The sequence below is a fragment of the Streptomyces gobitricini genome, assembly GCF_039532985.1.
GTDB lineage: Bacteria > Actinomycetota > Actinomycetes > Streptomycetales > Streptomycetaceae > Streptomyces > Streptomyces gobitricini.
The window spans coordinates 1-25,796 of record NZ_BAAASR010000005.1 but is presented as its reverse complement, the minus strand read 5'-3'; the positions used below and the strand labels follow the sequence as shown (position 1 = coordinate 25,796).

The window sequence follows — 25,796 nt, the reverse complement described above, 5'->3', positions numbered from 1 at the left end:
GCCGGGCCGGTACGAGGGCGGCGCCCCCGCCCTCGTACCCGTCGGCCGGTCTGTCCGCCGGCAGCGGATCGCCCGTGTCCGGGGTTGCCACTGACGGCCGGGGATGGGAGAGGATGGCAGGAATCGTTCGAAGGGAATTTCACGGTGAGCATCGACCCCGGCTCGATTCCGAATTTCGGTGGCCAGCCCGAGCCCCAGCAGGCCGAGGGACCGGCGGGCCCCGTCGTCCCGGACCAGGACCTCGTCAAGCAGCTCCTGGAGCAGATGGAGCTGAAGTACGTCGTCGACGACGAGGGTGACCTCGCGGCGCCGTGGGAGGAATTCCGCACGTACTTCATGTTCCGCGGCGAGGAGGAGCAGCAGGTCTTCTCCGTGCGGACCTTCTACGACCGCCCGCACCCGGTCGAGAACCGCGCGCAGATCCTGGAGACGATCGACGACTGGAACCGCCGCACCCTGTGGCCCAAGGTCTACACGCACCTCCACGAGGACGAGCAGGGCGGCGCGACCGTGCGCCTCATCGGCGAGGCGCAGATGCTGATCGGCACCGGCGTCAGCCTCGAGCACTTCGTGCAGTCGACGGTCAGCTGGGTACGCGCGTCCATCGAGTTCGACAAGTGGCTCGTGGAGCAGTTCGGCCTGGAGACCGAGGGCGACGAGAAGCCCGGCGACGAGGCCTGAACGACTACAGCGCCATCGGGGCGAGCGTCAGCAGGTACGTCCCGTAGCCGTACGAGAGCCCGGCCAGGGCGGCGACCACCACGGCCGCCGCCTTCGGCCGGGCTCTGCGCAGTGCGCACGCCACCGGCACCAGCAGCGGGAACGCCGGCAGCAGGAAGCGCGGCTTGGACTCGAAGAATCCGGAGCCGCCCACCGCGATCACCACCAGCACCGCCGTGTACACCAACAGGGGCAGCGGCGGCCGCTCCAGCGCGAACAGCACGAACAGCACCACCGCCGCCGCGGTGATGAGCAGGGCGCTCGTGAAGCCCAGGTCCATCGGCCGGGTCACCACCCTGCGGACGAAGGCGAAGGTGCCCGCCCCGAAGTCGAACCGGGACGTCCAGCCGGCCTGCACGGCGAAGTACCCGCCCAGCGGATCGCCCTTGCGCACCCCGACCCACAGCACGTACCCCACCCAGCCGGCCGGCGCCGCCGACGCCCCGGCCCACAGTCGCCAGTCGGTGCGGCGCTCACTCCGGATAAGGCGGTACGCCTCGAAGACGGCGGCCGCGCCCACCGCCGCCGCGACCGCGATCCCGTTCGGCCGCGCCGCGCCCGCCAGCGCCGCCAGCGCGCCCGCCCACAGCCAGCGGCGGGTGAGCACCGCGTACAGCGACCAGGCGGCGAACGCCGTCAGCAGGGGCTCGGTGTACGCCATGGACAGCACGATCGAGTGCGGCAGCAGGCCCCACAGCAGCACCAGCGCGGTGGCGACGCCCCGCCCGTACAGCCGCTCGCCGACGAGGAAGATCCCCCAGGCCGCGGCTCCCGCCGCCGTCCAGGACACCAGCAGGCCCGCCGTCCCGCCCGCCACCGGCAGCACGGTGGCCACCACCCGGACGAGGGCCGGGTAGAGCGGGAAGAACGCCAGGTCCGACTGGACGACGCCGTCGGGCCAGTACAGGGTCGTGCCGTAGCCGTGCGCGGCGATCCCCAGGTACCAGTCCGAGTCCCAGGACAGGGCCAGCAGGGCGCGCGGCGAGCGGCCGGTGTGCCATGCCCACAGCGCCATCACCAGCATCCCGGTGAGCCGGGCGGCGGCGAACAGGCCCAGCGCCGGTGCCGCGCGGTACAGCGCCGCGCGCCACCCCGGCACCGGACGGGCGGTCGCCGCGGCTGACACGTGGTCGAAGGTCTCGGCGGACAGGGTGCACCTCCGTGCGCGCGTGAACGGTCACCCCGACCTTGGGCGCCGGCCCGGCCCGGCGCGACCGCTGGCAGCCCGCCCGGGTGGTCCTTCCGCCGGGCCCCGCACGCGCGCGTGTCGCCGTGACAGGGCGCCCCGGAAGCGCTAGAGACCCGCCAGTCGCTTCACCGCGTCCTGGAGCACCTCCGTCCGCTTGCAGAACGCGAACCTCACCAACGGCGCGCCCTGTTCGCGGTGGTCGTAAAAGACCGCGTGCGGGATCGTCACGAGACCGCAGCGACCGGGCAGCGCGCGGCAGAACGCGACGCCGTCGCGCTCCCCCAGCGGGCGGATGCCGGTGGTGACGAAGTACGTGCCCTGCGGCCGGAACACCTCGAAGCCCGCCCGCGTGAGCCCGTCGGCGAGCAGGTCCCGTTTGGCCCGCAGGTCGTCGCGGAGCCTGGTGAAGTACGTGTCCGGCAGGCGCAGCGCCTCGGCGACCGCGTGCTGGAACGGCCCGGCGGAGACGTAGGTCAGGTACTGCTTCGCCGCGCGCACGGCGGTGGTCGGCTCGGGCGCGGCGGTGACCCAGCCGACTCCTTGTTCGTGCGTCTATTCGTGTGTCGCGCGGAAGTACGAGCCGGGGCGGCCGCGGGACCTGCCCGGACCGAGCCCGCACGTGTACGTCGGGCTCGGTGACGCGGCACTGTCCGTCGTATCCTGACCGCACACGGGAAGGAGCCGTCCATGAGCGTCGACGCGATCGTGCGCACCGAGTTCCCCAAGGGGTACACGGTCCTGTTCGGGGCCGACGGAAAGGTGATCATGACTCCGCGGAGTGAAGAGCACTCCAGCACCATCCGATCGTTGCAGATCGACTCCGCTCTCGCCCTCGGTCGTCACGCGAAGGTCACCTCCGATGTCTACATCGACTTCCCGGCTGACGAGAACTCCGCCCCCGATCTGGCGATCCTTCGTGAGGACGCCCGCCGGGAGGGCAAGCGCTACAGCTTCGAAGACGTCCTGCTGATCTCCGAGGTCGTCTCGACCTCCTCCGCGCGCAAGGACTACGACGACTGCACCGCGAAGTACGGTCGCTACGGCATCCCGATCTACCTGGTGGTGGACCCCTACGCCCAGGAGGTCGTCCTCCACACCGAGCCGACCGACGCCGGTTACATCGCGGCACACACGCACAAGTACGGCACGGGCAAGCTCCCCATCCCCCTGGCGGACGGCCGCACCTTCACCCTCGACCTCGACGAACTCCCGCGCCCGGAGCCCGAGGCGAACGCCCGCTGACGCAGGACTCCCCGTGCGGCCGGTCCTCGGCGACCGATCGCGGGGAACCGCGCCCTGCCAAGCCCGGCCGAGTGACGGCTACTGGTTGCCGCCGGTCTGCGTGAAGATGTCGTTGACGATCTTCTGCGCCAGCTGCTTCTCCCTTTCCGAGGTTTCCACGCCGACCCACAGCAGGAACTCGACCCACTTCCCGTCTTCACCCCGATAGGCGAAGGGCCGCCACAGCAGCATTTCGTAACGGTCTTCTGCGCCCGCCGTCTCCCGGATGGCGTACGACGCCCCGATGCCGGCGTTCTTCCAGTCGGCTTCCGCCGAACGGGACCTGCGCTCGCCCCGCAGCAGGACGTCTCTGTCCTCGCGGTCGCAGTCGCGGCCACAGTAGACCTGGGCGAGCTCGATACGTATGTCGGGCGAAGGCAGGACGGCGTCCTCGGGTTGACCCGGTGGCTCGCATTCGCGCACGGTCAGCCCGGTCTCGTCGTCAGTTGAACGGAGTCCCAAGCCGCAGTCGATCTGCGTCGGAGCGCGGAAGGCGAAGGGGAAGTTCCGCAACCGCCACAGGTATGAGCGCTCCTGGCCCTTCCAGGTCGCGCCGTGCACGGACCCCCGCCACTCGCGCCGATAGTAGGAGAAGCGGTGTCGGCCTTCCTCGGGTATGCGGGTCTTCGGCAGGTCGGCCAGGTCCGCATCCACACCCGTGTCACTCTCGGTCCACTGCGGTCCTGCGGCGCGCAACGCCCGGCGGAAAAGGGTCTCGGCCACAGCGGTGATGCGCTGCTTGGTGGCGAACTCCTCGCCGTACTCCATGCTGATCACCGCGTTGCCGTGGCGCGCCACCAGCATCGCCTGCCACGGCGGCACGTCCCCTTCGACACCCTTCCAGATGCTCGACCGCAGGAAGACGGCGTACGCCTCATCTCCGAGGCCGTGCAGCGCAACGTGCTCGGCCGTCCCCTTCCTGCCCAAGTCGAACCGAGCCTTGGCCTCCTGGACACCATCCCACCGCACGCTCGTCCGGTACCACTGGGCCGAGAGGTCGATCCGTGCCTGCGGGGCGAAGGGCGCCTGCTCGGTGACCGAGCAGCGAGTGCCGTTGTCGTGCGGCTGCGCGACTCCGTCGGACATGACCTGCCTCAAGTCCCGCTCGTCGAGCAGCGAGCACGCGCCGGGCAGCCCCTGAACGGGCAGGGTGGGGGCCATGCCCAGCACCCCACTGCACAGCAGTAGTGCCGCCACAGTCCCGCACGCATCGAGCACCCACTCAAGGGACTTGTCCACCCTGCCCCGGACCCGTCCAGGGCGACGGCCGTCGCCGGAACCCCCTCCGCCGTCCGCGCCATGTGCGGAAACGTCCTCGGCAAGCCGGTCCCGCAGCTCGATGTGCCGGAACTGGTAGAAGCCACCGGCCTGGCGCAGCACCCCGCGCCGGTGCGCGTCCCGCAGAAACGCCATGAACCGCCGGGGCAGCTTCCCGCCCGCCGCGAGCCAGAGCCGCGCCACGGTGTACCGGCCCCAGGCTGAGACGGCCATGTCGTACAGCAGCCAGCTCACCAACGACCCGACCACGACGACAATCCAGTCGCAGGCGGAGACGTAGTGCCGCCCCGGCCCGAACACCTGCCACCACAGGAGCATCGGCGCGGGCAGCGTCAACAGCGCGTGTGGAGAGCCGGGCGGTCGGTTCCGCAGCGGGTCGAGCAGTCCCAGCGTGAGTACGCCGCGCCGGTCGGCCCGCAGCAACCCCTCCGGCGAGTCGGCGAGCGCCGTGTCGGCGGTCAGCCACACAGCCCCAAGCAGGTGGACGACGGCCGCCAGTAGCACAACCGCGCTGGCCAGCGCCATGCCCACCGCTCCCGGTACCGAGCCCCGCACCAGGGCCGTCGTCCAGCCCGCTGCGAGACCGCCGCCTATCACGCCCACGGCCCAGCGCACGCCACGCCGTCGCAGTGCCGCCAGCAGCCGACGGGTCGACAGCCCGGTGAACCGGTGCGGCGGCAGCCGCCACCCGCCCTGGCCCCTGGCCGTCGAGATCCCGGCGAAGCCCCATGCGAACGCCGCCGCGGCGGCGAAGCCGCCCCACAGCGGCACGTCCGCCAGGTGCTGCTGCCACCACGGCTCCCCGAACCCCGTCAGGTACAGACAGACCCCGGCAACCACGAACGCGGGCACGAGCCCGAGTGTCCGCACCCACCACGGCACCTCCCGGTCGAGTTCCCACCAGGCGAACTCCGTCAGCCCCGCCGCCTGCATCCGCGCCGCCAGGAACCCGGCCCACTTGCGGGCCTCGTCGGGCGAGCTGCCGCCGTGCAGCTCCCGCCACGACCGCGAGGGGTTGTAGACGGCGTCGAGGTAGGCGGCGTACAGATGGCGCTGCAGTTCACCGACGCCGGCGAACCGCCCCGGTTCGACCAACTCGTCAGGGTGCCGGTCCTCGTCGTCCGGTCCGTACGCGGTCCGCGCGAGCCCGACCATCAGGGGTACGTCCAGCGCTCGCAGCAGCAGCCGCGCTTCGGGCGAGCGGCCGGGCTCCTCCTCCGTCAGCCGGCCGACCACGTTCCGCCAACGTGCTCTGCGCCCGCCCGCGCTCAGGTAGTCGCTGATCGCCTGTGGGGTCAGGGGCTCGAGCCGGATCTCCGTACGCAGGAAGTCGGAGTCGGCGGGCACCCGCTCTCCGTACTCCTCGGGTCGGCTGGTCAGGACGAAGGGCCGGGACTCGGGCATGGCGCGCAGCTCGGCGAAGGCCACTTCCCGGGCCGCCTCCGGCAGTTCGTCGAAACCGTCGAGCACGAGCAGCACCCGCCCGGTGTCCACCAGAAGCGCGGCCATCCGCTCCGGCGACGCCCCTGGTACCGGCGCGCACGCCTGCGGGTGCTCGGCCGAGAGCTGCCCGGCCGCCCATGCCTCAAGGCCTTGACCGGTGTTCCAGGAGGCGAGCGGCACCACGACCGGCACGGGCCCGGCCGCGCCGCTCCCCGCCGCCCGGCCCGCCCGCCGCCGCAGCAGGTCCCGGGCGAGCCGCAGTACGAGAACGGACTTCCCGGCTCCGGCCGGCCCGAGCACGACGAGCCTCCGGTCGGGAACCGTGGCGGAATCCTCGAAGTAGTCGGCGATGGAACGCTCGTGCTCGCCCGGCCCGTCTGCCGGCCCCCGCCACAGTATGTCGAGCGTCTGCGGGTCGTCGGCCTGCCGCAGCCGGTCGTCGTCCTCGTACTGCCGCAACAGTGCCTCGGCGACGTCGTCGGCGGCCTCGTCGAGCACGCGCGCGGAACCCCAGATCGCCTCGCGGCGCCGCCGCAGCGCGCTGAGGAGCCGTACCGCCGCCCACAGCACCGGTGCGGCCCCCAGGCACAGCCACCCCGCCCACACCGGGCCGAGTCCCCAGCCGTCCGGCACCGGTAACTCGGGTCGGTGCAGCAGCAGTACGACTCCGAGCACCGCGAGCAGCCCCGGAGCGCCGATCCGCACGTAGAGGTTCAGTCGCTCGACGGTTCCGGCCTGGATGACCGTCCCCTGCCGGCCCCCGGACACTTCCTGGCGCACCTGAGCGGGCGGCCTGCGGCGGAGCACCCCCGTTCCCCTGCCGTCAGCCGTCTGCCCCCGGCCGCTCGGGCCTGCCGACGTTCAGCGTTCCTATGTGCTGTGCCTGCACCACCGTTCCCTGGGTGCCGCCGTAGATCCCCATGTTCACGCTGCCTCCCCCGTGTCGGTTCCGCCAGGCGTCCAGCTCCTGGCCGAACTCGGCGTCCTGTCGCGCCCGTACCGCGAGCGCCCGGGCGAGGGCACGCGCCCTCTCGGTGTCGTCGGGCGAGGCCCGCAACTCCTCCAGCTCCCGCTGCCCGGTGACTCCCTGCGCGTCCTCGTCTCCGTCACTGTGCGCCGCGGGCCGTCGCCGCACCAGCGCGCACAGCGACTGCCACGCCCCCTGCCCGGCGGCCCCGGCGGTACCACCCGCGAGGGCCATCAGGAGTTCGACCGCTATCGCGTCCACGCCACGAGAGTAGGGCCTTCCTGTGTGTTCGTCAGGCGGGACAGCACTTCAGTCGGCTTCGCGATCTCGCGGTGTGCCCGGCATGTCGGACGAAGCGGCTGTGGGGCCAGTTCTCGTCAAGCGTCGCAGGCGGCTGGCCGCCTCCTGAAGGACGTCGTTCTTCTTGCAGAAGGTGAAGCGGACCTGGCTGCGGCCGGCGTCGGGGTCGTCGTAGAAGACGGAGTTGGGGATGGCAACGACGCCGCAGCGTTCGGGGAGGGCGCGGCAGAAGGCGTAGGCGTCCTTCTCGCCGAAGGGGGTGACGTCGGTGGTGATGAAGTACGTGCCCTGGGGCTGGTAGACCTGGAACCCGGCCGCTCGCAGGCCGTCGGCGAGCAGGTCGCGCTTGCGTTGGAGGTCGGCGCGGAAGCCGTCGAAGTACGCGTCCGGCAGGCGCAGCGCCTCGGCGATCGCGTACTGGAAGGGGCCCGCGCTGACGTAGGTCAGGTACTGCTTGGCGGTCCGGACGGCGGTCACGAGTCCCTGCGCACCGGTGGCCCAGCCGACCTTCCAGCCGGTGAACGAGAAGGTCTTGCCCGCGCTCGAGATGGTGACCGTGCGCTCGCGCATGCCGGGGAACGTGGCGATGGGGATGTGCTCGGAGTCGTCGAAGACGATGTGCTCGTACACCTCGTCGGTGACCACGAGCAGGTCGCGTTCGACGGCGAGCGCGGCGATGGCGGCCAGTTCCTCGCGGGTGAGGACGGTGCCGGTGGGGTTGTGCGGAGTGTTGAGCAGGATGAGGCGGGTGCGGTCGGTGACGGCGTCCCGCAGCTCGTCCAGATCGAGGACGAACCGGCCGCCGCGCGGACGCAGGGTGACCGGGACGCGAGTGCCGCCCGCCATGGCGACGCAGGCGGCGTACGAGTCGTAGTACGGCTCCAGCGCGATCACCTCGTCGCCCGGCTCGACGAGTCCGAGCAGGGCGGCGGCGATCGCCTCGGTGGCGCCCGCCGTGACGAGGACCTCGGTGTCGGGGTCGTACGCCAGGCCGTAGCGCTCGCGCTGGTGGTCGGTGACGGCGGTGCGCAGCTCGGGGACGCCGGGGCCGGGCGGGTACTGGTTGCCCCTGCCGTCCCGGATGGCCCGGACGGCCGCCTCGGCGATCCGGTCGGGGCCGTCGGTGTCGGGGAAGCCCTGGCCCAGGTTGACCGAGCCGGTGGAGACGGCGAGGGCCGACATCTCCGCGAAGATCGTCGTTCCGAACTCGGCGAGGCGGCGGTTGAGCGGCGGTCGTTTCATGGCGGCCATCCTGGGGCGAAGCTCTGGAGTTCCTCAAGTGCGCTTTGGGGCGTGATCACCTGGGGGATCTCCCTGCCGCACATACGGGCGTTCTGAGTGAGGGCAGGTGGGGGCCGTGATCGAGGCAGGGGTCTTCGAGGCGTTGTTCTTCCTGGTGGTCGGCGCCATCGTGGCCGGGTCGGTGGCCGGGTCGGTGGCCGGAGGGGGCCGGCGGAAGAGGCGCGGCGGCTGGTGGGCGGGCGGCTCCTCGTCTTCCTCTTCTTCTTCGCCGTCCTCGTCGTCGTCCTCCTCCGGGTGGTCGTCGTGCGGGGGTGGCACCGGTTCCTCGTGCGGCGGCGGAGGCGGGTCGTCCTGCGGCTGAACCTCTGGACTTCCTCAATTCGGATTGGGAGGGGTGTGGGCGGGGGCATCCCCCTCACACGTACGACACGGGGGAAGGTGACGCACATGGTGATGGCTCTGATCGCCAGTGGTCTGATCGTGCTGGTGGGATTCCTGATCGCGGTCGGCGCGGCGGGCGGGGGGAGGAGCCGGCGCCGGTCGCGCTCGGCCTCCGGCGCCCACGGAGGCACGGTCGGCGGTGGCTGGTGGGCCGGTGACGGGGGCGGCTCGTCCTGCGGGGGCGGGGGGTCGTCCTGCGGGGGCGGCGGTGGATGTGGTGGCGGAGGCAGCTGACACGGGGCAGCCGGTCCGCGACCACGGAGGGTGCCCGGTGGTGAACTTCCGCCGGGCACCTTGCCGTTGGCATTTTTGTCGATCCGCGCGGTCGGTTCCTCTTGAACAGTTGAACCGGCAGGCACCCCAGGGGATGGAAACCACGTCAAGTTGGGTAAAAGCGCTGTGAGTCAACGGCCGTTCGTGGTTCCCTCGCTGTCGAGAACATCCAGCCCTCGGACCTCGTGTGTGGATATCGAGACGGAGGTCCCCAGTCTCCCTGAACGTCTCCCGGGGCGCCCCCGGTCCACCCGTCAAACCCTGTTTGCGGAGCCGACCCATGCTCACCACGCTCAAGACTTCCTACACCGACACGTGCGCCGCCGACCTGGCCTGGGCGCTGGGTCGGGAGGCGCTGCCCGCTCTCGCCGTGCTCGATCTCGAACTGTCCGGTGCCAAGCTCCAGCTGAGGCTTCTCGGCGCGTCACACCAGGTCCTGCTGGAGGAGGAGCAGGGCAGCTGTTCCGAGACCGTCGCCTGCATGCCCGGCAGCAGCACACCGCTGCCGCTGGGGGTGGCCAAGCGGATCGGCGCGTGGGAGTACGAGTTCGCGGCCCGCGTCGAGACCCTGTCGAAGGGGTCCTTCGCCGGCCGGGCCCAGGAGCTGCTGGCGCTCGTCGCCGACCACCCCAACGGCCTCGCGGGTACGTTCCCCGGCTCGCCGCACGCCTTCACGGCCATGCTCGCGCAGCGGCACGAGGGCCAGGTGCGGTGGCGCACATGGCACGCGTACCCGCAAGAGGGGCAGCTCGTGGTCACCAGGACCAGCGTGGGCGTCCATATGCACGCGTCCCTCTAGTTACACCCGTGTGAGTGACGAATGGTCACCGAGTCGTGACGTAGCGTTAACCGGGTGATCGAAGCGCCGCACGTCTCCGCCGCCGTGCCGTCCGTGCAGGGAGGTCCGGCGCCGCCGCCCGTGCGGCCGAGGGCGGGGCGCTTGCTGGTGCTGGCCACGGTCTTCATCTGCGCGGCGTGCGGTCTGGTGTACGAGCTGGAGCTGGTGGCGCTCGCCGCGTATCTGATCGGGGACTCCGTCAAACAGGCGTCCGTCGTCCTGTCCGTGATGGTCTTCGCGATGGGCGTGGGCTCGCTCCTCGCGAAACGGCTCCGCTGCCGGGCGGCCGTCGGCTTCGGACTGCTGGAGGCCGCGCTGGCCCTGGTGGGCGGCTGCTCGGCCCTCGTGCTGTACGCCACGTTCGCGTGGATCGGTGAGTCCCGGTACGCGCTGGTGGGGTTCTCGCTGGCCATCGGGGTGCTGATCGGGGCGGAGATGCCGCTGCTGATGACGCTGATCCAGCGCATCTCGCGGCGGGCCGAGCGGGACGCGGGCGGGACGGTCGCGGACCTGTTCGCCGCCGATTACGTGGGGGCGCTCGTCGGGGGCCTGGCGTTCCCGTTCCTGCTGCTGCCGTGGCTGGGGCAGCTGACGAGCGCGTTGCTCACCGGGGCGGTCAACGCGGTGGCGGGCGGGGCGCTGGTGCTGTGGCTGTTCGGGCGCGACCTGTCGACGCGTGAGCGATGGCTGCTGGTGATCGCCAATGTGACGGTGCTGGGGGTGCTGGCGACGGCGACGGTGCTGGCGGACGACTTCGAGCGGTCGGTGCGGAGGGCGGTGTACGGGGAGCGGGTGCGGGTCGCCGTACAGACGGACGTCCAGGAGGTGGTGCTGACGGGCGGGCCGGACCAGCCGCCGGAGCTTTTCCTGGACGGCCGCCTGCGGGTGAGCGGCCGGGACGAGCACCGGTACCACCGGGCGCTGGTCCACCCCGCGATGCGCGGGCCGCACGCGCGCGTGCTGGTGCTGGGCGGGGGCGACGGGCTGGCGGTGCGGGAGGTGCTGCGCCACGGTGACGTGGAGTCCGTGACCGTCTTCGAGCTGGACCCGGGAGTGGTCCGGCTGGCCCGGCACGACCACGCCCTGGCCCGGCTGAACGGGTACGCGTACGACGACCCGAGGGTCCGGGTGGTGTACGGGGACGCGTTCACCCGGCTGCGGGAGGCGGCGGAGAGGGGCGCGGCGTACGACGTGGTGGTCTCGGACCTGCCGGACCCGGGCATCACGGCCAGCACGAAGCTGTACTCGGCGGAGTTCTACGGCCTGGCCGCGCGGGTCCTCACCGACGGCGGGCGGCTCGCGGTCCACGCCGGGCCCATGGTGTCGCGGCCGCACACGTACTGGACGGTGGACGCCACCCTGCGGTCGGCCGGGTTCGCGACCCGGCCCTACCGCGCGACCGGCCGGCTCTCCGGGTTCGCCGCCGGTCCCGACCGGTCCACCGACGACGGCTCGGTGCCGCGCGACTGGGGCTTCCTCCTCGCCGCGCGGGGCCGCGTCCCGCCGGACCCGGGCGGCTCGGGCGGGGTCCGCCCCGTGCCCCTGCCGGGGCCGGAAGGCCTGCCGCCGTCCACGCTGGTGCACCCGAGGTACGGGGAGTGACCCCTTTTGGCCTTGCGCGCATGGGAGACGCGGGCGCCGGGCGTGGGTAGGCTCGGGCTCCATGGAGCATGAGGTGTTCGTTCCGGTTGACGTCGAGACCCTCCGCGCGGTGCTGGCGGACCCCGCCCGGGTCGCCCCGTGCGTACCGGGCTTCCAGCAGGACGCCGACGCGTCGGCCGGGCCGCTGTCCGGCCGCCTGAAGGTGCGGGCCGCCGGGCATTCGATCACCTACCGGGGCGCCTTGCGCGTCACGCTCCAGGAGGACGGCGCCTACGCCGTGGAGGGCGAGGGAACGGAGGCGCGTGGCGCCGGCTCGGTGAAGCTGGCCCTGGCGGTGCGCCTGTCCGCGGGCGACGGCGGTACGACGCTGCGGTTCACCGGGACGACCAGTGCCGACGGCCGGCTGGCGGAGCTGTCGGACGACGCGGCGGTCTCGGCGGCCCACCGGCTGCTGGGCCGCTTCGCGGAGTCGCTCGCCGCCGCGGCGACCACCGCCGCCGCGCCCGGCGCCTCCCTCGACGGCGCCCAGGAGCCCGGCGCTCAGGAGGCCGACGGCCATGACGTCGCCGGCCGGGACGTCGCCGATGTCGCCGGCCTCGCCGACGCCCGGCAGCTCACCGAGGGCCAGGACCTCGACGACCAGGACGTGGACGACGACGGGGTGGACCAGGGCGCCGAGAGCGCCGAGTCCGTGTTCGACGCGCCCGTACCGCCGCCGTCGCTGGACCCGCTCGCCGACGCCGAGTTCGAGGTGCCCGACATCCCGGAGGAGGCGCTGGCCGGTCCCGGCGCCGAGGCGGCCCACGCCCGGCGCACCATGATCGGGCGCAGCGCCGAGGAGGTCGACCACGCCCCTCCGCGCGGCCGGTACGCGCCCACGCCCGGCCCGCAGACCGCGTCGACGACCGCCACGCTGCGGTGGCTGGCCCCGGCCGCCGCGCTCGCGCTCGCCTCCGCCGTGGTGGTGGGGCGCGCGCTGCGGCGCCGCAAGTAGTGTCGGTGGCGTGACCAGTAGCGAACAGAGCGTCCGGCTCGCGGCCGGAGACGGTGAGTTGACGGTGCGTCCGGACAACGGATGCCGTATCGAGAGCCTGCGGATCGACGGGACCGAACTGCTGCGGCAGGGTGAGCGGTACGGCTGCTTCCCGATGGTGCCCTGGTGCGGGCGCATCGCGAACGGCCGGTTCCTCAACGGGGCGAGCCGCCACCAGATGCCGCTCAACTCCCCGCCGCACGCCATCCACGGCACCGGGCGCGACACCGCGTGGCGCACCGCCGTCGCGGACAAGGCCGAGGCGGCGTTCACCTGTGAACTCAGCGACCCCTGGCCGTACCCCGGCCGGGTCACCCAGACGCTCCGGCTGACCGAGGACGCGCTCACGCTCCAGCTCGGCGTCGAGACGCACGGTGACTCCTTCCCGGCCCAGGCCGGCTGGCACCCGTGGTTCAACCGGAACCTCGGCGGGGACGACGTCACGCTGGACTTCACCCCCGGGTGGCAGGAGGAGCGGGGCGAGGACCATCTGCCCACCGGCCGCAGGATCGAGCCCGTCCCCGGCCCCTGGGACGACTGCTTCGGGATGCCGGACGGGGTGGACGTCACGCTCACCTGGCCCGGACAGCTGGAGCTGAAGGTGACCAGCCGCGCTCCGTGGGTCGTGGTGTACGACGAGCAGGAGGCCGCGGTGTGCGTGGAGCCCCAGTCGGGCCCGCCGAACGGCCTCAACACCGCTCCGCGCCTGGTCACGCCCATCGAGCCGCTGGAGATCGCCGCGACCCTCGCCTGGCGGCGGCTTTAAGCTCATGGGCATGACTGACGTACGAGCCGATCTGCTCCAGCAGATCAAGGACAAGGCCGTGGTGCACGGCAAGGTGACCCTCTCCTCGGGTCTGGAGGCCGACTACTACGTCGACCTGCGCCGGATCACCCTGGACGGCGCGGCCTCGCCGCTCGTCGGGCAGGTCATGCTCGATCTGACCGCCGGCCTCGACTTCGAGGCGGTCGGCGGCCTCACCCTGGGCGCCGACCCGGTGGCCACCGCGATGCTGCACGCCTCCGTCGCGCGCGGCCGGACGCTGGACGCCTTCGTGGTCCGCAAGGCCGCCAAGGCGCACGGCATGCAGCGCCGCGTCGAGGGCCCGGACATCAAGGGACGCCGCGTCCTGGTCGTGGAGGACACGTCCACCACCGGTGGCTCGCCGCTCACCGCCGTCGAGGCGGTCCGCGAGGCCGGCGCCGAGGTCGTGGCCGTCGCCACGATCGTGGACCGGGCGACCGGCGCGGGCGAGCGGATCAGCCAGACGGCCGGGGTGCCCTACCTGTACGCGTACAGCCTGGACGAGCTGGGCCTGGGCTGAGTCATTGGGGCTGTGACCTGCGACGTCACCGGGGGGCGGACTGTTTCACGTGAAACAGTCCGCCCCCCGTGGTACGGGGGGTGGAGCCCGCGGCGGAGTCTGGAAAGATGGGTGCGACGATGACGTCGCCCCCAGGTCAGGGATCAGCAGCTACGCAACCGCAGATCACAAGGAGCGGACAGATGCCCATCGCAACCCCCGAGGTCTACAACGAGATGCTCGACCGGGCGAAGGCAGGCAAGTTCGCCTACCCGGCCATCAACGTCACCTCGTCGCAGACTCTGCACGCCGCCCTCCGTGGCTTCGCCGAGGCAGAGAGCGACGGCATCATCCAGATCTCGACCGGTGGCGCGGAGTTCCTGGGCGGCCAGTACAGCAAGGACATGGTGACCGGCGCGGTCGCCCTGGCCGAGTTCGCGCACATCGTCGCCGCGAAGTACGACGTCACCATCGCCCTGCACACCGACCACTGCCCGAAGGACAAGCTGGACGGCTACGTACGTCCGCTGATCGACGTCTCCGCCGAGCGTGTCGCCAAGGGCCAGGAGCCCCTCTTCCAGTCGCACATGTGGGACGGCTCGGCCGAGACCCTCGCCGACAACCTGGCCATCGGCCAGGAACTGCTGGCCAAGGCCGCCGCCGCCAAGATCATCCTTGAGGTCGAGATCACCCCGACCGGTGGCGAGGAGGACGGCGTCACCCACGAGATCAACGACGAGCTGTACACCACCGTCGACGACGCCATCCGCACCGCCGAGGCGCTCGGCCTGGGCGAGAAGGGCCGGTATCTGCTGGCCGCCTCCTTCGGCAACGTCCACGGTGTCTACAAGCCGGGCAACGTCGTGCTCCGCCCCGAGCTGCTCAAGGACCTCCAGCAGGGCGTCGCCGAGCGCTTCGGCAAGGCCGACCCGTTCGACTTCGTCTTCCACGGTGGCTCCGGCTCCACGGCGGAGGAGATCAGCACCGCGCTGGAGAACGGCGTCGTGAAGATGAACCTCGACACCGACACCCAGTACGCCTTCACCCGCCCGGTCGCGGACCACATGTTCAAGAACTACGACGGTGTGCTGAAGGTCGACGGCGAGGTCGGCTCCAAGAAGACCTACGACCCGCGCACCTGGGGCAAGCTGGCCGAGGCGAGCATGGCCAAGCGCGTGACCGAGGCCTGCGCCGCGCTGCGCTCGACCGGGACCAAGCTGAAGTAACACCCCCGGTACGACATCGATCGTCCGGCACGGGCCCGGTATCGCGGACGCGGTGCCGGGCCTGTGACACTTGGGGCATGGCCATTCACGAAAACCTGCTCGGGGGACCGCCCCCCACCCACCTGCCCGACGACCCGGAGCCCCGGGAGCTGCTCGCGAGCGGCACCGCGCCCGCGGACGTCGCGGCGAAGTACCCCGTCTCCTCCCTGGCCTGGGCCCAGCTCGCCGACGACGCGTTCGAGGGCGGCCGGGTCGTCGAGTCCTACGCGTACGCCAGGACCGGGTACCACCGGGGCCTGGACGCCCTGCGCCGCAGCGGCTGGAAGGGCCACGGCCCGGTGCCGTGGGAGCACGAGCCGAACCGCGGCTTCCTCCGTGCTCTGCACGCCCTGGCGCGTGCCGCGCAGGCGATCGGCGAGCAGGAGGAGTACGAGCGGTGCTCGGCGTTCCTCCGCGACTCGTCGCCCCTGGCGGCGGACACCCTCGGCTGAACCGGGAGCTCTCGCGTCGGTGAGGCCCGCCCGCCCCGACCGGCTCCTTCCGGCCGGGGTGAGGCGGGCCGCGCCGTTCCGGGGTGCGTGATCGATACGGTCACGCACCCCGTCGCATCACCACGAGGCCGGGCACCGGACCGGCATCCGCCGGCGCGTGGGCCGTGCCGGCGGATGCCGGCGCGCACCGGTGATGACGCGGCGGAGCGCGGCAGAGCGCGGCAGATTGCGGCCGAGCGCGGCCGAGCGCGGCCGATCAAGGGGCTGGGCGGCCGCACGTCCGATGCCTGGCCGTATGACACCGCCGGCCGGTACATCGAAGGGCCTCGCGTGTCATGATGCGACTGGGACCACGCGCACAGACGTGGTCCCGAGGGGACCGGGGCTCCACCGCTGAGGGAAGGGGCAGACCGCTACCCGGTAGCACGCATTGATGGAGACAGCGATGTCTACTTCCCCCGATGCCTCCGCGCCCGGTTCGGACACCCCGAACCTGGAGTACACGGGCACGACGCCGTACGAGGACTACGTCCAGGCGGACGTCCTCACCCACCTCCAGCACCCGCTCTCGGACGATCCGGGAGAGATGGTCTTCCTGGTCACCACCCAGGTCATGGAGCTGTGGTTCACCGTGATCGTCCACGAGTGGGAGACCGCGGGCCGCGCCCTGCGCGAGGACCGGATCCCGGTGGCGATGGACGCACTGGACCGCTCCGTACGCGAGCTGGAGGCACTGAACGCCTCCTGGAAGCCGCTCGCCCGCCTCACCCCGGCACAGTTCAACTCCTACCGCGGCGCCCTCGGCGAGGGCTCCGGGTTCCAGTCGGCGATGTACCGGCGGCTGGAGTTCCTGCTGGGCGAGAAGTCCGCCTCGATGCTGGTGCCGCACCGGGGCGCGCCGCGTGTCCACGCGGAACTGGAGAAGGCCCTGCACGAGCCGAGCCTGTACGACGAGGTGCTGCGGCTCCTGGCCCGGCGCGGGCACCCGGTCCCCGACAGCGTCCTGCGCCGGGACCTGTCCCAGAAGTACGAGCCGTCGCAGGCGGTCGAGGACATCTGGGCCCGGATCTACTCCGACGCGGACCAGCACGCGGAACTGGTGCGGCTCGGTGAGGCACTGACCGATGTCGGCGAGCTGGTCTGGCGGTGGCGCAACGACCACCTGGTGGCGACGCGGCGGGCGATGGGCGCCAAGACGGGCACGGCCGGTTCCGCCGGAGTGGCCTGGCTGGAGAAGCGGACCCGCAAGAACGTGTTCCCCGAGGTGTGGACGGCGCGCAGCCATGTCTGAGGACCTCGAGAACCGCGCGGCCTCGCTCGACGCCAGGGACCGACTGGCCGGGCGGCGGGAGCTGTTCGCGCTCGACGACGGCGTCGTCTACCTCGACGGCAACTCGCTCGGCGCGCTGCCCCGCCACGTACCTGACCGTATGGCCGACGTGATCAGCCGTGAGTGGGGCGAGCTGCGCATCCGCTCCTGGGACGAGAGCGGCTGGTGGACCGCTCCGGAACGGATCGGCGCCCGGATCGCCCCGCTCGTCGGCGCGGCGCCCGGTCAGGTGATCGTCGGTGACTCCACGAGCGTCAACGTCTTCAAGGCGCTGGTCGGAGCGGTACGGCTGGCCGACGGGGACCGGGACGAGATCATCGTGGACGCCACGACGTTCCCCACGGACGGGTACATCGCCGAGTCGGCCGCCCGCCTCACCGGCAAGCGGCTGGTGGCCGCCCTCCCCGGTGACCTGCCGGACGCGCTCGGCCCGCGCACGGCCGCCGCGCTCGTCAACCACGTCGACTACCGCACGGGCCGGCTGCACGACCTGCCGGGCATCACGGCGGCCGTCCACGCGGCGGGCGCACTGGCCGTGTGGGACCTGTGCCACAGCGCCGGCGCGCTGCCGGTGGACCTGGACGCGCACGGCGTGGACCTGGCGGTCGGCTGCACGTACAAATACCTCAACGGCGGCCCCGGCGCGCCCGCCTTCCTGTACGTCGCCGAGCGCCACCTGCCGGGCTTCGACTCCCCGCTGCCCGGCTGGAACTCGCACGCCGACCCCTTCGCGATGACGCCCGGTTACGCGGCGGCGGAGGGCGCGGCGCGGGGACGCGTGGGGACGCCCGACATCCTGTCCATGCTGGCGCTGGAGGCGGCGCTGGACGTGTGGGACGGCGTGCCCGTCGAGGTGGTGCGGGCCAAGAGCCTGGCCCTGACGGACTTCTTCCTGGAGTGCGTCCGGACCTATGTGCCCGAGGGCCGGGTCACCTCCGTGACCCCCGAGGCGCACGGTGAACGGGGCAGCCAGGTGAGCCTGTGCTGCGCCGACGCCCATGCCGTGATGAAGGAGCTGATCGCCCGGGGCGTGGTCGGCGACCTGCGCCGCCCCGACGTGCTGCGGTTCGGGTTCACTCCGCTGTACGTCTCCTTCGCGGACGCGGAGCGCGCGGCGCGCGTCCTCGCGGACGTCCTTTCGGGGCGTACGGGCTGATGTTCGGCCCTGATCTGCGGGGGCGCGAGTGCTGATACCGTCCCCGCAGGTCAGGCCAATTCGGCCTCGTCACCGAAAGGTTGAGCACCATGCCCGACCCCGCCGCGCGCGACGCCGCCGAGGAAGCGTCGGCCCTGTCCCACCCGCCCGTGGACCCGGACTCCACCGCTCCGTACGGTGATCATCCGGACCAGGTGGTGGACTTCTACGCCCCGCGCGGGGGCGACCGCGCGCCGCTCGTCGTCGTGCTGCACGGCGGGGCGTGGCGGGCGCCGTACGACCGGCGGCACCTCACTCCTTTCGTGGACTATCTGGCGCGACGCGGATTCGCCGTCGCCAACGTGGAGTACCGGCGGGGCGGTGAGATCCCCTCACCGCGCGGTGAGGGCACCTCACCGCGGGGCGGGGGGCCCGTCGCCGGGCGGTGGCCGGAGACGTTCGACGACGTCGCCGCCGCGCTGGACGCGCTGCCCGGCCTGGCGCGGACGCACCTGCCGCAGGCCGACCCGCGCCGCACGGTCGTCACCGGCCACTCGGCGGGCGGGCACCTGGCGCTGTGGTCGGCCGCGCGGCACGTCCTGCCCGTCGGGGCGCCGTGGCGGCTGGACGCCCCGCCCGCGCTGCGCGGGGTGGTCGCCCTGGCACCCATCGCGCACTTCGGGCGGGCGGTGGAGCTGGACGTGTGCGCGGGCGCGGTACGGCAGCTGCTCGGCGGGGACGGCGCATCCGAGGACCGTGCGGGGTACGCGGACCCGGCCGCGCTGCTGCCGACCGGGATCGCCACGGCGGTGGTCCAGGGGCGGGAGGACACCGTCGTCCCGCAGGCCGTCGCCGAGGCGTACGTGGACGCGGCGGCGATGGCGGGGGAGATGGTCGGGCTGACGCTGCTGGACGGGGTGGGGCACTTCCCGCTGATCGACCCGGCCGCGGACGCCTGCGCGGTGGTGGCGGAGGAGATCGCCCAGCTCGCCTGGTAGCCGGGACCGGGACCGGGCCGGCCGCGACGGCACGTGATCGGCCTCCTGCCGGAGGCGGACGGGGACGGCCGGGGAGGGCGTGGCGGCCTCGGCCCGCGGAGAGGGCCACCGGCCGCCGGGCGCGCGCCTCGCGGAGTGGGCCCGGACACAGGCCGGGGCGTTCCGCGCCTGGTCGGCCCTGTAGTACCTGGGAGGGACGCGGAAGGATCCATAGCGAAGGTGACGACCGTGTGCCCGGCTCTGCTTACGGTTGCTGATGTGACCGACACCAAGACGCGCAGTCCGGAGTACCGGATGGCTCACGGCATGTTCATGGGCATGCGCCGTGAGCTCCTCGACGACGCCTTCGCCTACCGGCTGCTCCCGCCCATGGGCACCGGCGGCCCGGTGACCAGGCGGCTGCCCCGTTCCATACGCGAGTACGTGGGCTGGTTCCCGCACGCCCTGGTGGCAGGCGCCGCACTGGTCGTCCTGGCCATCGGGTACACCGACGGGCAGCCGGTCACCGGGTTCGTCCCGGCCGCCGCGGTGCTGCTGACGCTGGTGCGGCCCGTGGGCGCCTTCTGGCTGTCGCTGGTGACCGCCCCGTTCGTGAGCGTGCTCTCCGGTTTCTGGGACGGCTGGCCCTGGGCGCCCACCAGCTTCGCCGCCCACGTCGTGGTGCTGACCGTGGTGGCGGCCCGGACCGGCCCCCGCACCAGCGCCTGGATGTGGGCCCTCACCGGTGTCTACGGGTTCTTCTGCGAGGCCGTCCTCAGCCGGGGCGGCGGTGCCCAGACCGCGCCCATGCTGGTCGTCTCCGCCTTCGCCCTGCTGTGCGTCATCGTCCTCCACACCCGCCGGCAGGCGAAGGAGGAGGTCACCGCCCAGCAGACGGTCACCGCGCAGGAGCGTTCCAGGCGCACCCTCCTGGAGGAGCGCACCACCATCGCCCGCGAACTGCACGACGTGGTCGCCCACCACATGTCGGTCGTCGCCATCCAGGCGGAGGCAGCCCCGTACCGGGTGGAGAACCCGCCGCCCGAGCTGGAGCAGGCCTTCGCCACGATCCGCGAGAACGCGGTCGCCGCGCTGGCCGAGCTGCGCCGCATCCTCGGCGTCGTACGGGCCGAGGACTACGAGGCGCCCGACGCGCCGCAGCCGACACTCGCCGACCTGGACTCGCTGATCGCCAACGTCCGCGAGGCGGGCCTCACCGTGGACGCCACCGTGACCGGCGCGGCGCGGGAGCTGCCGCAGGGGGTGGAGCTGTCCGCGTACCGGATCGTCCAGGAGGCGCTCAGCAACGTGCTGCGGCACGCGCCCGGCGCGTCCGCCAAGGTGGAGGTGGCGTACGTGCTCGGCGGGCTCGGCCTGAGGGTGCTGAACGGGCCGCCGCGCGGCCTCGTCAAGCCCTCGCCGGGTGCCGGGCACGGGATCACGGGCATGCGGGAGCGGGTGGCGATGCTGGACGGCGAGATGACGGCGGAGGCGACGGAGGGCGGCGGCTACGAGGTCGCGGCCTTCATCCCGGCGCCCAGGGAAGTCCGGGAGGAATCATGACCATCCGCGTACTGATCGTCGACGACCAGATCATGGTCCGTGAGGGCTTCTCGGTCCTGTTGAACGCGATGCCCGACATCGAGGTCGTCGGCGAGGCCGTCAACGGCCGGGAGGCGGTCCGGCAGGTCGGGGCGCTCCGCCCGGACGTGGTCCTGATGGACATCCGGATGCCGGAGATGAACGGCATCGACGCCACCCGCGAGATCGTCGCGGCGGACGGCGACGCCAAGGTGCTGGTCCTGACGACGTTCGACCTCGACGAGTACGTGTACCAGGCGCTGCGCGCCGGGGCGTCCGGCTTCCTGCTCAAGGACGCCTCCGCACGGCAGCTGGCGGAGGGGGTGCGGGTCGTGGCGGGCGGCGAGGCCCTGCTGGCGCCGACCGTCACCAAGCGCCTGATCACCGAGTTCGCCAAGACCGCCGAGACGGCCCGCCCGCCGGCCCTCGCGCAGGTCGGCGACCTGACGGAACGGGAGACGGAGGTCCTGGTGCTGATCGCCCAGGGCCTGTCGAACGGCGAGATCGCGTCCCACCTGGTGGTCGCCGAGTCGACGATCAAGACACACGTCAGCCGCATCCTGGTGAAGCTCGGTCTGCGGGACCGTACGCAGGCGGCGGTCTTCGCGTACGAGGCGCGGCTGGTGACGCCGGGCTAAGGTCTCCGCTCATGGATTTCGACCCGTGGTCCCCCGCCTTCGTCGCCGATCCCTACCCCGCCTACGCCGAGTTGCGCGCCCGTGGCCGTGTGCACTGGTTCGAGCCGACGCGGCAGTACCTGGTCCCCCGCCACGCGGACGTGTCCGCGCTGCTGCGTGACCGGCGGCTGGGGCGGACGTACCGGCACCGCTTCACGGACGAGGACTTCGGCCGTACGCCGCCGCCCGCCGCGCACGAGCCGTTCCACACCCTCAACGACCACGGGATGCTGGACCTGGAGCCGCCGGACCACACGCGTGTCCGGCGCCTGGTGTCGAAGGCGTTCACCCCGCGCACGGTCGAGCGGCTGAGGCCCTACGTCCACCGGCTGGCGGGCGAACTCGTCGACGCCCTGGTCGCCGAGGGCGGGGGCGACCTGCTCACGGCCGTCGCCGAGCCCCTGCCGGTCGCCGTGATCGCCGAGATGCTGGGCATCCCCGAGTCCGACCGGGCGCCGCTGCGGCCCTGGTCGGCCGACATCTGCGGGATGTACGAACTCAGCCCCGACGAGGAGACGGCCGCCCGTGCGGTCACCGCGTCGCTGGAGTTCTCCGCCTACCTGCGGGAGCTGATCGCGAAGCGGCGCTCCTCGCCCGGTGAGGACCTGATCAGCGCGCTGATCGCGGCACACGACGAGGGCGACCGGCTGAGCGAGCAGGAGATGGTCTCCACCTGCGTCCTGCTGCTGAACGCCGGCCACGAGGCGACGGTCAACGCCACGGTGGGCGGCTGGTGGACGCTCTTCCGCCACCCGGAGCAGCTGGCGGCCCTGCGGGCGGGGCGGGTGGAGGTGTCCACGGCCGTGGAGGAACTGCTCCGCCACGACACCCCGCTGCAGCTCTTCGAGCGCTGGGTGCTGGACGACATCGAGATCGGCGGCACCACCGTCCCGCGCGGCTCGGAGGTCGCCCTCCTGTTCGGCTCGGCCAACCGTGACGCGGACGTGTTCGACCGCCCCGACACGCTGGACCTGTCCCGCGCGGACAACCCTCACATCTCCTTCGGCGCGGGCATCCACTACTGCGTCGGCGCCCCGCTGGCCCGCATGGAGCTGGCCGCCTCGATGACGGCCCTGCTGCGGCGCGCGCCCGCGCTCCGGCCGGTGAAGGAGCCGGAGCGCGGGCCCAACTTCGTGATCCGGGGGCTGGACGGCCTGCTCGTCGAGGTCTGACCCTCAGGTGAGCAGGTCCCGCCGCCGGAGCCCCGCCAGACCGGCCGCCACCAGCGCCCCCGCCAGCGCGGTGAGGACCAGGAGCGGGGCCCAGCCCATCTCCGTACCCGGCAGCTTCGGCAGGTGGCCGTAGGGCGACAGGTTCAGCACCGCCCCGGGCAGGTCCAGCGCCGGGCCGATCCAGCCGAGGGCCAGGCACAGCCCGGCCACGCCCCACGCCGCCGGGGCCGCCCCGGGGAATGCCCCGTGCAGCAGCACGGCCAGGCCGCCGAGCACCCAGACGGCCGGGAGCTGGGCGAGCGCGGCGCCCAGGATCGGACCGCCGTCCCTGCCGTACGCGAGGGTGAGCCCGGCCGCCGCCGCGACCATCGGCGCGGCCGCGCCGCCGAAGGCGATGACCAGGTGGCCGGCGGCCCAGCGGAGGCGGCCGACCGCGCCCGCGAGGACCGGTTCGGCGCGCTGCGAGGTCTCCTCGCCGTGCAGCCGGAGCACCGACCCGACGGCGTAGAGGGCCGCCACCATGCCGAACAGGCCGGTCATCGTGGAGAGGAAGGCGTCCTCCAGCCCGGCCTGCCCGCCCATCCGCTCGAAGATCCGCCGCGCCTGCTCGTTGTCGCCGACCAGGTCGCTCGCGCCCTCGACCATGCCACCGAAGACCAGTCCCGCGACCAGGAAACCGGCCGTCCATCCGAGGAGCCCGGCGCGCTGGAGCCGCCAGGCCAGACCGCCCGCCGAGGCGATGCGGCCGGAGGCGGGCCCGGGACGGGCGGGCAGGAAGCTCATGCCGACGTCACGGCGGGCGGACAGCGCGTACGCCACCGCGCCCTGGGCGGCGACCGCCCCGGCCATCAGCAGCGGCACCCACCAGCGCTCGCCGGCGAAGGCCCGGACGTGCTGCGCCCAGCCGATGGGGGAGGCCCAGGTCGGCGCTGTGGAGCCCCCTGCGTCACCGGCCGCCCGCAGCGCGAACGCGAGGCCGAGGAGCGCCGCCGTGAGGCCCTTGGCGAGCCGGGCGCTCTCGGTCAGCTGCGCGACGATCGCGGTCAGGGTGGCGAAGACCATGCCGGTGCCGCCGACCGCGAGGCCCAGCGCGAATGCCCCGGCGGTGCCCTCGCCGGACAGCCCGGCGGTGATGATCAGCGTGACGGCGGTGTTGGCGACGAGCGCGGTGAGCAGTGCGGCCGTCAGTGGTGCCCGGCGGCCCACCCGGGCGGCCGAGAGCATCTCCTGGCGTCCCGTCTCCTCTTCCTCCCGGGTGTGCCGTACGACGATGACCAGGCTCATGACGGCGGCCAGCACCGCCGCGAAGGTGGCGAACCGCCAGGCGACCAGAGCTCCGGTCGAGTCGCCGAACACCGGCCCGTACAGCGAGCGCATCGAGCTGTTGGCGGTCATCGACGCGGCGAGGCGGGCGCGTTTCGCGGGCGTGTCGTACAGGGCCTCCAGCGAGCCGGCGCCGCTCGCGACCATGCCGCCGACGACCAGGGCCCACAGCGGCAGCATCAGCCGGTCGCGGCGCAGGGCGAGCCGGGTGAGGGTGCCGGTCCCGGCGAAGGCGCTCATCGCCCGGCCTCCTCGTAGTGGCGGAGGAACAGCTCCTCCAGGGTGGGCGGGGTGCTGGTGAGGGACCGGACGCCGGAGGCGGCGAGGGACCGCAGCACGGCGTCGAGCTTGTCGGTGTCGACCTGGAGGCTGACGCGGTGGCCCTGTACGTCGAGGTCGTGGACGCCCGGCAGACGGGCGAGCCCGTCGGGCGGTCCGGCGAGCTCGGCGGTGACGCTCGTCCGGGTGAGGTGGCGCAGCTCGGCGAGGGAGCCGGTCTCGACGGTGCGGCCCTTGCGGATGATGCTGACGCGGTCGCAGAGACTCTCCACCTCGCTGAGGATGTGGGAGGAGAGCAGCACCGTCCGGCCGCGCTCGCGGGCTTCGGTGACGCACCGCTGGAAGACCCCCTCCATCAGCGGGTCGAGGCCGCTGGTCGGCTCGTCGAGGATCAGTACGTCGGCGTCCGAGGCGAAGGCGGCGACCAGGGCGACCTTCTGGCGGTTGCCCTTGGAGTACGTACGCCCCTTCTTGGTCGGGTCGAGTTCGAACCGCTCGACGAGCTCGGCCCGGCGGGCCGGGTCGAGGCCCCCGCGCAGCCGTCCGTACAGGTCGATGACCTCGCCGCCGGAGAGGTTGCGCCACAGGGTCACGTCACCGGGGACGTACGCCACCCGCCGGTGCAGCTCGACGGCGTCGCGCCAGGGGTCGCGGCCGAGGAGCTGGGCGGCGCCGGAGTCGGCGCGCAGCAGGCCGAGCAGGACCCGGATGGCGGTGGACTTGCCGGCCCCGTTCGGGCCGAGGAAGCCGTGGACCTCGCCGGTCGCGACGGCCAGGTCGAGGCCGTCCAGTGCGTGGGTCCGCCCGAACGACTTGTGGAGTCCGGAGACGGTGATGGCGTTCGTCATGGTTTTGAACGTACGGTAGTTTCACAAATTTGTGAAGTTAAGGAAGCGTATAAAGTCGGAGGTATGTCCATGAGGAACGAGGAAGCACCGTCCGGCCGTTTCGTGGAGCGTTTCGCCGCCGAGCTGGCCGAGGCCGGTATGCAGCGCATGGCCTCCCGCGTCTTCGCCGCGCTGCTCGCCTCCGAAAGCGGTTCACTGACCTCCGCCGAACTCTCGGAGCGGCTGCGGATCAGCCCGGCCGCCGTCTCGGGTGCCGTCCGCTACCTCAACCAGGTCGGTATGGTCAGCCGCGAGCGGGAACCGGGCTCCCGGCGCGACCGGTACGTCCTGCACAACGAGCTCTGGTACGAGACCTTCACCCGCCGCGACCAGGTGCTCACCCGCTGGGAGACCGTCCTGCGCGACGGCGCCGAGACGCTGGGCACGGACTCGGCGGCGGGCGCGAGGGTGGCCGAGACGGCCGACTTCTTCGCGTTCCTCCAGAAGGAGATGCGCGGACTCCTGGACCGCTGGCAGGAGCACCGCGCCGCCACGGCCCGCGAGGGCGACTGAGACACCGGACCGATGCCGATCGCCTTGCGTCGCACCGCCGCCGTCGTCGTCCTGCTCGCGGGGATCGCCCTCGCTCTCTGGATCGTGTTCGGTTCGCCCCACGAGTGGACGGGCGCCATGCGGCTGCTCAAGCCGGCCCTCGGCCTGACGTCGCTGGGCATGATCAGCGCCGGCGCCTGGCTGATGTTTCCCGGCTCCCCGGACGACGACGATGACGACGCGAACACCCAGGCCCCCGTAACCGGCCCGCTGGACGCCCTGTAGGCCCGCCGCGCCCCGGCCGGGCGCGCCGCC

The 25,796-nt window shown here is 72.7% G+C and carries 24 protein-coding genes and 1 pseudogene; 18 read left to right on the top strand and 7 right to left on the bottom strand.

The window, feature by feature from the left end; all coding sequences use genetic code 11:
- The first annotated feature begins 144 nt into the window (after positions 1–144).
- Positions 145–681 (top strand): type III secretion system chaperone family protein, encoded by a 537-nt coding sequence (locus ABD347_RS05495; RefSeq protein WP_344357080.1) that lies wholly within the window; start codon positions 145–147, stop codon positions 679–681.
- A gap of 4 nt (positions 682–685) precedes the next feature.
- Here ABD347_RS05495 and ABD347_RS05490 read toward each other — a convergent pair whose 3' ends face one another.
- On the bottom strand, positions 686–1,846 hold the full coding sequence (locus tag ABD347_RS05490; protein WP_344357078.1) for a hypothetical protein: 1,161 nt from the start codon (positions 1,844–1,846) through the stop codon (positions 686–688).
- A 168-nt stretch (positions 1,847–2,014) separates the two neighbouring features.
- A pseudogene (locus ABD347_RS05485) lies at positions 2,015–2,446 on the bottom strand (aminotransferase class I/II-fold pyridoxal phosphate-dependent enzyme); the annotation flags it as partial.
- 150 nt (positions 2,447–2,596) lie between these two features.
- On the opposite strand from ABD347_RS05485, the gene ABD347_RS05480 reads away from it, so the two are divergent.
- Positions 2,597–3,151 carry a Uma2 family endonuclease gene (locus ABD347_RS05480; protein ID WP_344357076.1) on the top strand — a complete coding sequence of 185 codons (555 nt, stop codon included), beginning with the start codon at positions 2,597–2,599 and terminating at the stop codon, positions 3,149–3,151.
- Positions 3,152–3,229: 78 nt separating this feature from the next.
- On the opposite strand, the gene ABD347_RS05475 is transcribed toward ABD347_RS05480, so the two are convergent.
- From ABD347_RS05475 to ABD347_RS05465, 3 genes are read right to left on the bottom strand one after another with little or no spacing between them, the layout of a single operon-like run.
- Positions 3,230–6,718 (bottom strand): NACHT domain-containing protein, encoded by a 3,489-nt coding sequence (locus ABD347_RS05475; RefSeq protein WP_344357073.1) that lies wholly within the window; start codon positions 6,716–6,718, stop codon positions 3,230–3,232.
- A 16-nt stretch (positions 6,719–6,734) separates the two neighbouring features.
- Entirely contained in the window at positions 6,735–7,139 is a 405-nt protein-coding gene (locus tag ABD347_RS05470; RefSeq protein WP_344357071.1) for a hypothetical protein, read from the bottom strand.
- A gap of 48 nt (positions 7,140–7,187) precedes the next feature.
- Positions 7,188–8,429 carry a pyridoxal phosphate-dependent aminotransferase gene (locus tag ABD347_RS05465; RefSeq protein WP_344357068.1) on the bottom strand — a complete coding sequence of 414 codons (1,242 nt, stop codon included), beginning with the start codon at positions 8,427–8,429 and terminating at the stop codon, positions 7,188–7,190.
- Between the two features lie 106 nt (positions 8,430–8,535).
- On the opposite strand from ABD347_RS05465, the gene ABD347_RS05460 reads away from it, so the two are divergent.
- The 14 genes from ABD347_RS05460 to ABD347_RS05395 all read left to right on the top strand — a co-directional run bounded on the left by ABD347_RS05460 (position 8,536) and on the right by ABD347_RS05395 (position 22,500).
- Entirely contained in the window at positions 8,536–8,781 is a 246-nt protein-coding gene (locus ABD347_RS05460) for a hypothetical protein (protein WP_344357066.1), read from the top strand.
- Positions 8,782–9,414: 633 nt separating this feature from the next.
- The gene (locus ABD347_RS05455) at positions 9,415–9,933 is read left to right on the top strand and encodes a DUF2617 family protein (protein ID WP_344357064.1); all 519 of its coding nucleotides are present in this window, start codon (positions 9,415–9,417) and stop codon (positions 9,931–9,933) included.
- Between the two features lie 54 nt (positions 9,934–9,987).
- A complete protein-coding gene (locus tag ABD347_RS05450; protein WP_425575582.1) occupies positions 9,988–11,574 on the top strand; it encodes a polyamine aminopropyltransferase in 1,587 nt (528 codons plus the stop codon).
- 61 nt (positions 11,575–11,635) lie between these two features.
- The gene (locus tag ABD347_RS05445; protein ID WP_344357061.1) at positions 11,636–12,568 is read left to right on the top strand and encodes an SRPBCC domain-containing protein; all 933 of its coding nucleotides are present in this window, start codon (positions 11,636–11,638) and stop codon (positions 12,566–12,568) included.
- Positions 12,569–12,578: 10 nt separating this feature from the next.
- Complete coding sequence (locus tag ABD347_RS05440) at positions 12,579–13,373, top strand: aldose epimerase family protein (protein ID WP_344357058.1); 795 nt, start codon at positions 12,579–12,581, stop codon at positions 13,371–13,373.
- Between the two features lie 10 nt (positions 13,374–13,383).
- A complete protein-coding gene (pyrE, locus tag ABD347_RS05435) occupies positions 13,384–13,932 on the top strand; it encodes an orotate phosphoribosyltransferase (RefSeq protein ID WP_344357055.1) in 549 nt (182 codons plus the stop codon).
- Between the two features lie 107 nt (positions 13,933–14,039).
- Positions 14,040–15,137, top strand: a complete 1,098-nt coding sequence (gene fbaA / locus ABD347_RS05430; RefSeq protein WP_344357052.1) for a class II fructose-bisphosphate aldolase — start codon at positions 14,040–14,042, stop codon at positions 15,135–15,137.
- Positions 15,138–15,214: 77 nt separating this feature from the next.
- Positions 15,215–15,628, top strand: coding sequence for a DUF3151 domain-containing protein (locus ABD347_RS05425; RefSeq protein ID WP_344357051.1), 414 nt, complete (start codon positions 15,215–15,217; stop codon positions 15,626–15,628).
- A gap of 445 nt (positions 15,629–16,073) precedes the next feature.
- Positions 16,074–16,919 carry a tryptophan 2,3-dioxygenase family protein gene (locus ABD347_RS05420; RefSeq protein WP_344357048.1) on the top strand — a complete coding sequence of 282 codons (846 nt, stop codon included), beginning with the start codon at positions 16,074–16,076 and terminating at the stop codon, positions 16,917–16,919.
- Positions 16,912–18,114, top strand: a complete 1,203-nt coding sequence (kynU, locus tag ABD347_RS05415; RefSeq protein WP_344357046.1) for a kynureninase — start codon at positions 16,912–16,914, stop codon at positions 18,112–18,114. Before ABD347_RS05420 ends, kynU begins: the two co-directional genes overlap by 8 nt.
- A gap of 89 nt (positions 18,115–18,203) precedes the next feature.
- A complete protein-coding gene (locus tag ABD347_RS05410; protein ID WP_344357043.1) occupies positions 18,204–19,091 on the top strand; it encodes an alpha/beta hydrolase family protein in 888 nt (295 codons plus the stop codon).
- Between the two features lie 258 nt (positions 19,092–19,349).
- Entirely contained in the window at positions 19,350–20,633 is a 1,284-nt protein-coding gene (locus ABD347_RS05405) for a sensor histidine kinase (RefSeq protein WP_425575581.1), read from the top strand.
- On the top strand, positions 20,630–21,289 hold the full coding sequence (locus ABD347_RS05400) for a response regulator (RefSeq protein ID WP_344357040.1): 660 nt from the start codon (positions 20,630–20,632) through the stop codon (positions 21,287–21,289). The genes ABD347_RS05405 and ABD347_RS05400 overlap by 4 nt, the downstream gene beginning before the upstream one ends.
- An 11-nt stretch (positions 21,290–21,300) precedes the next feature.
- A complete protein-coding gene (locus ABD347_RS05395; RefSeq protein ID WP_344357038.1) occupies positions 21,301–22,500 on the top strand; it encodes a cytochrome P450 in 1,200 nt (399 codons plus the stop codon).
- Positions 22,501–22,503: 3 nt separating this feature from the next.
- On the opposite strand, the gene ABD347_RS05390 is transcribed toward ABD347_RS05395, so the two are convergent.
- Together ABD347_RS05390 and ABD347_RS05385 are read right to left on the bottom strand one after the other, a co-directional pair.
- Positions 22,504–24,063: an ABC transporter permease gene (locus ABD347_RS05390; protein WP_344357036.1), complete on the bottom strand. Its 1,560-nt coding sequence runs from the start codon at positions 24,061–24,063 to the stop codon at positions 22,504–22,506.
- Entirely contained in the window at positions 24,060–24,950 is an 891-nt protein-coding gene (locus tag ABD347_RS05385; protein ID WP_344357033.1) for an ABC transporter ATP-binding protein, read from the bottom strand. Before ABD347_RS05385 ends, ABD347_RS05390 begins: the two co-directional genes overlap by 4 nt.
- Before the next feature lie 63 nt (positions 24,951–25,013).
- Between ABD347_RS05385 and ABD347_RS05380 the strand changes: the two genes are divergently transcribed.
- Positions 25,014–25,502 (top strand): GbsR/MarR family transcriptional regulator, encoded by a 489-nt coding sequence (locus ABD347_RS05380; protein ID WP_344357030.1) that lies wholly within the window; start codon positions 25,014–25,016, stop codon positions 25,500–25,502.
- 12 nt (positions 25,503–25,514) lie between these two features.
- Positions 25,515–25,766, top strand: a complete 252-nt coding sequence (locus ABD347_RS05375) for a hypothetical protein (protein ID WP_344357027.1) — start codon at positions 25,515–25,517, stop codon at positions 25,764–25,766.
- The last annotated feature ends 30 nt before the right edge of the window (positions 25,767–25,796 follow it).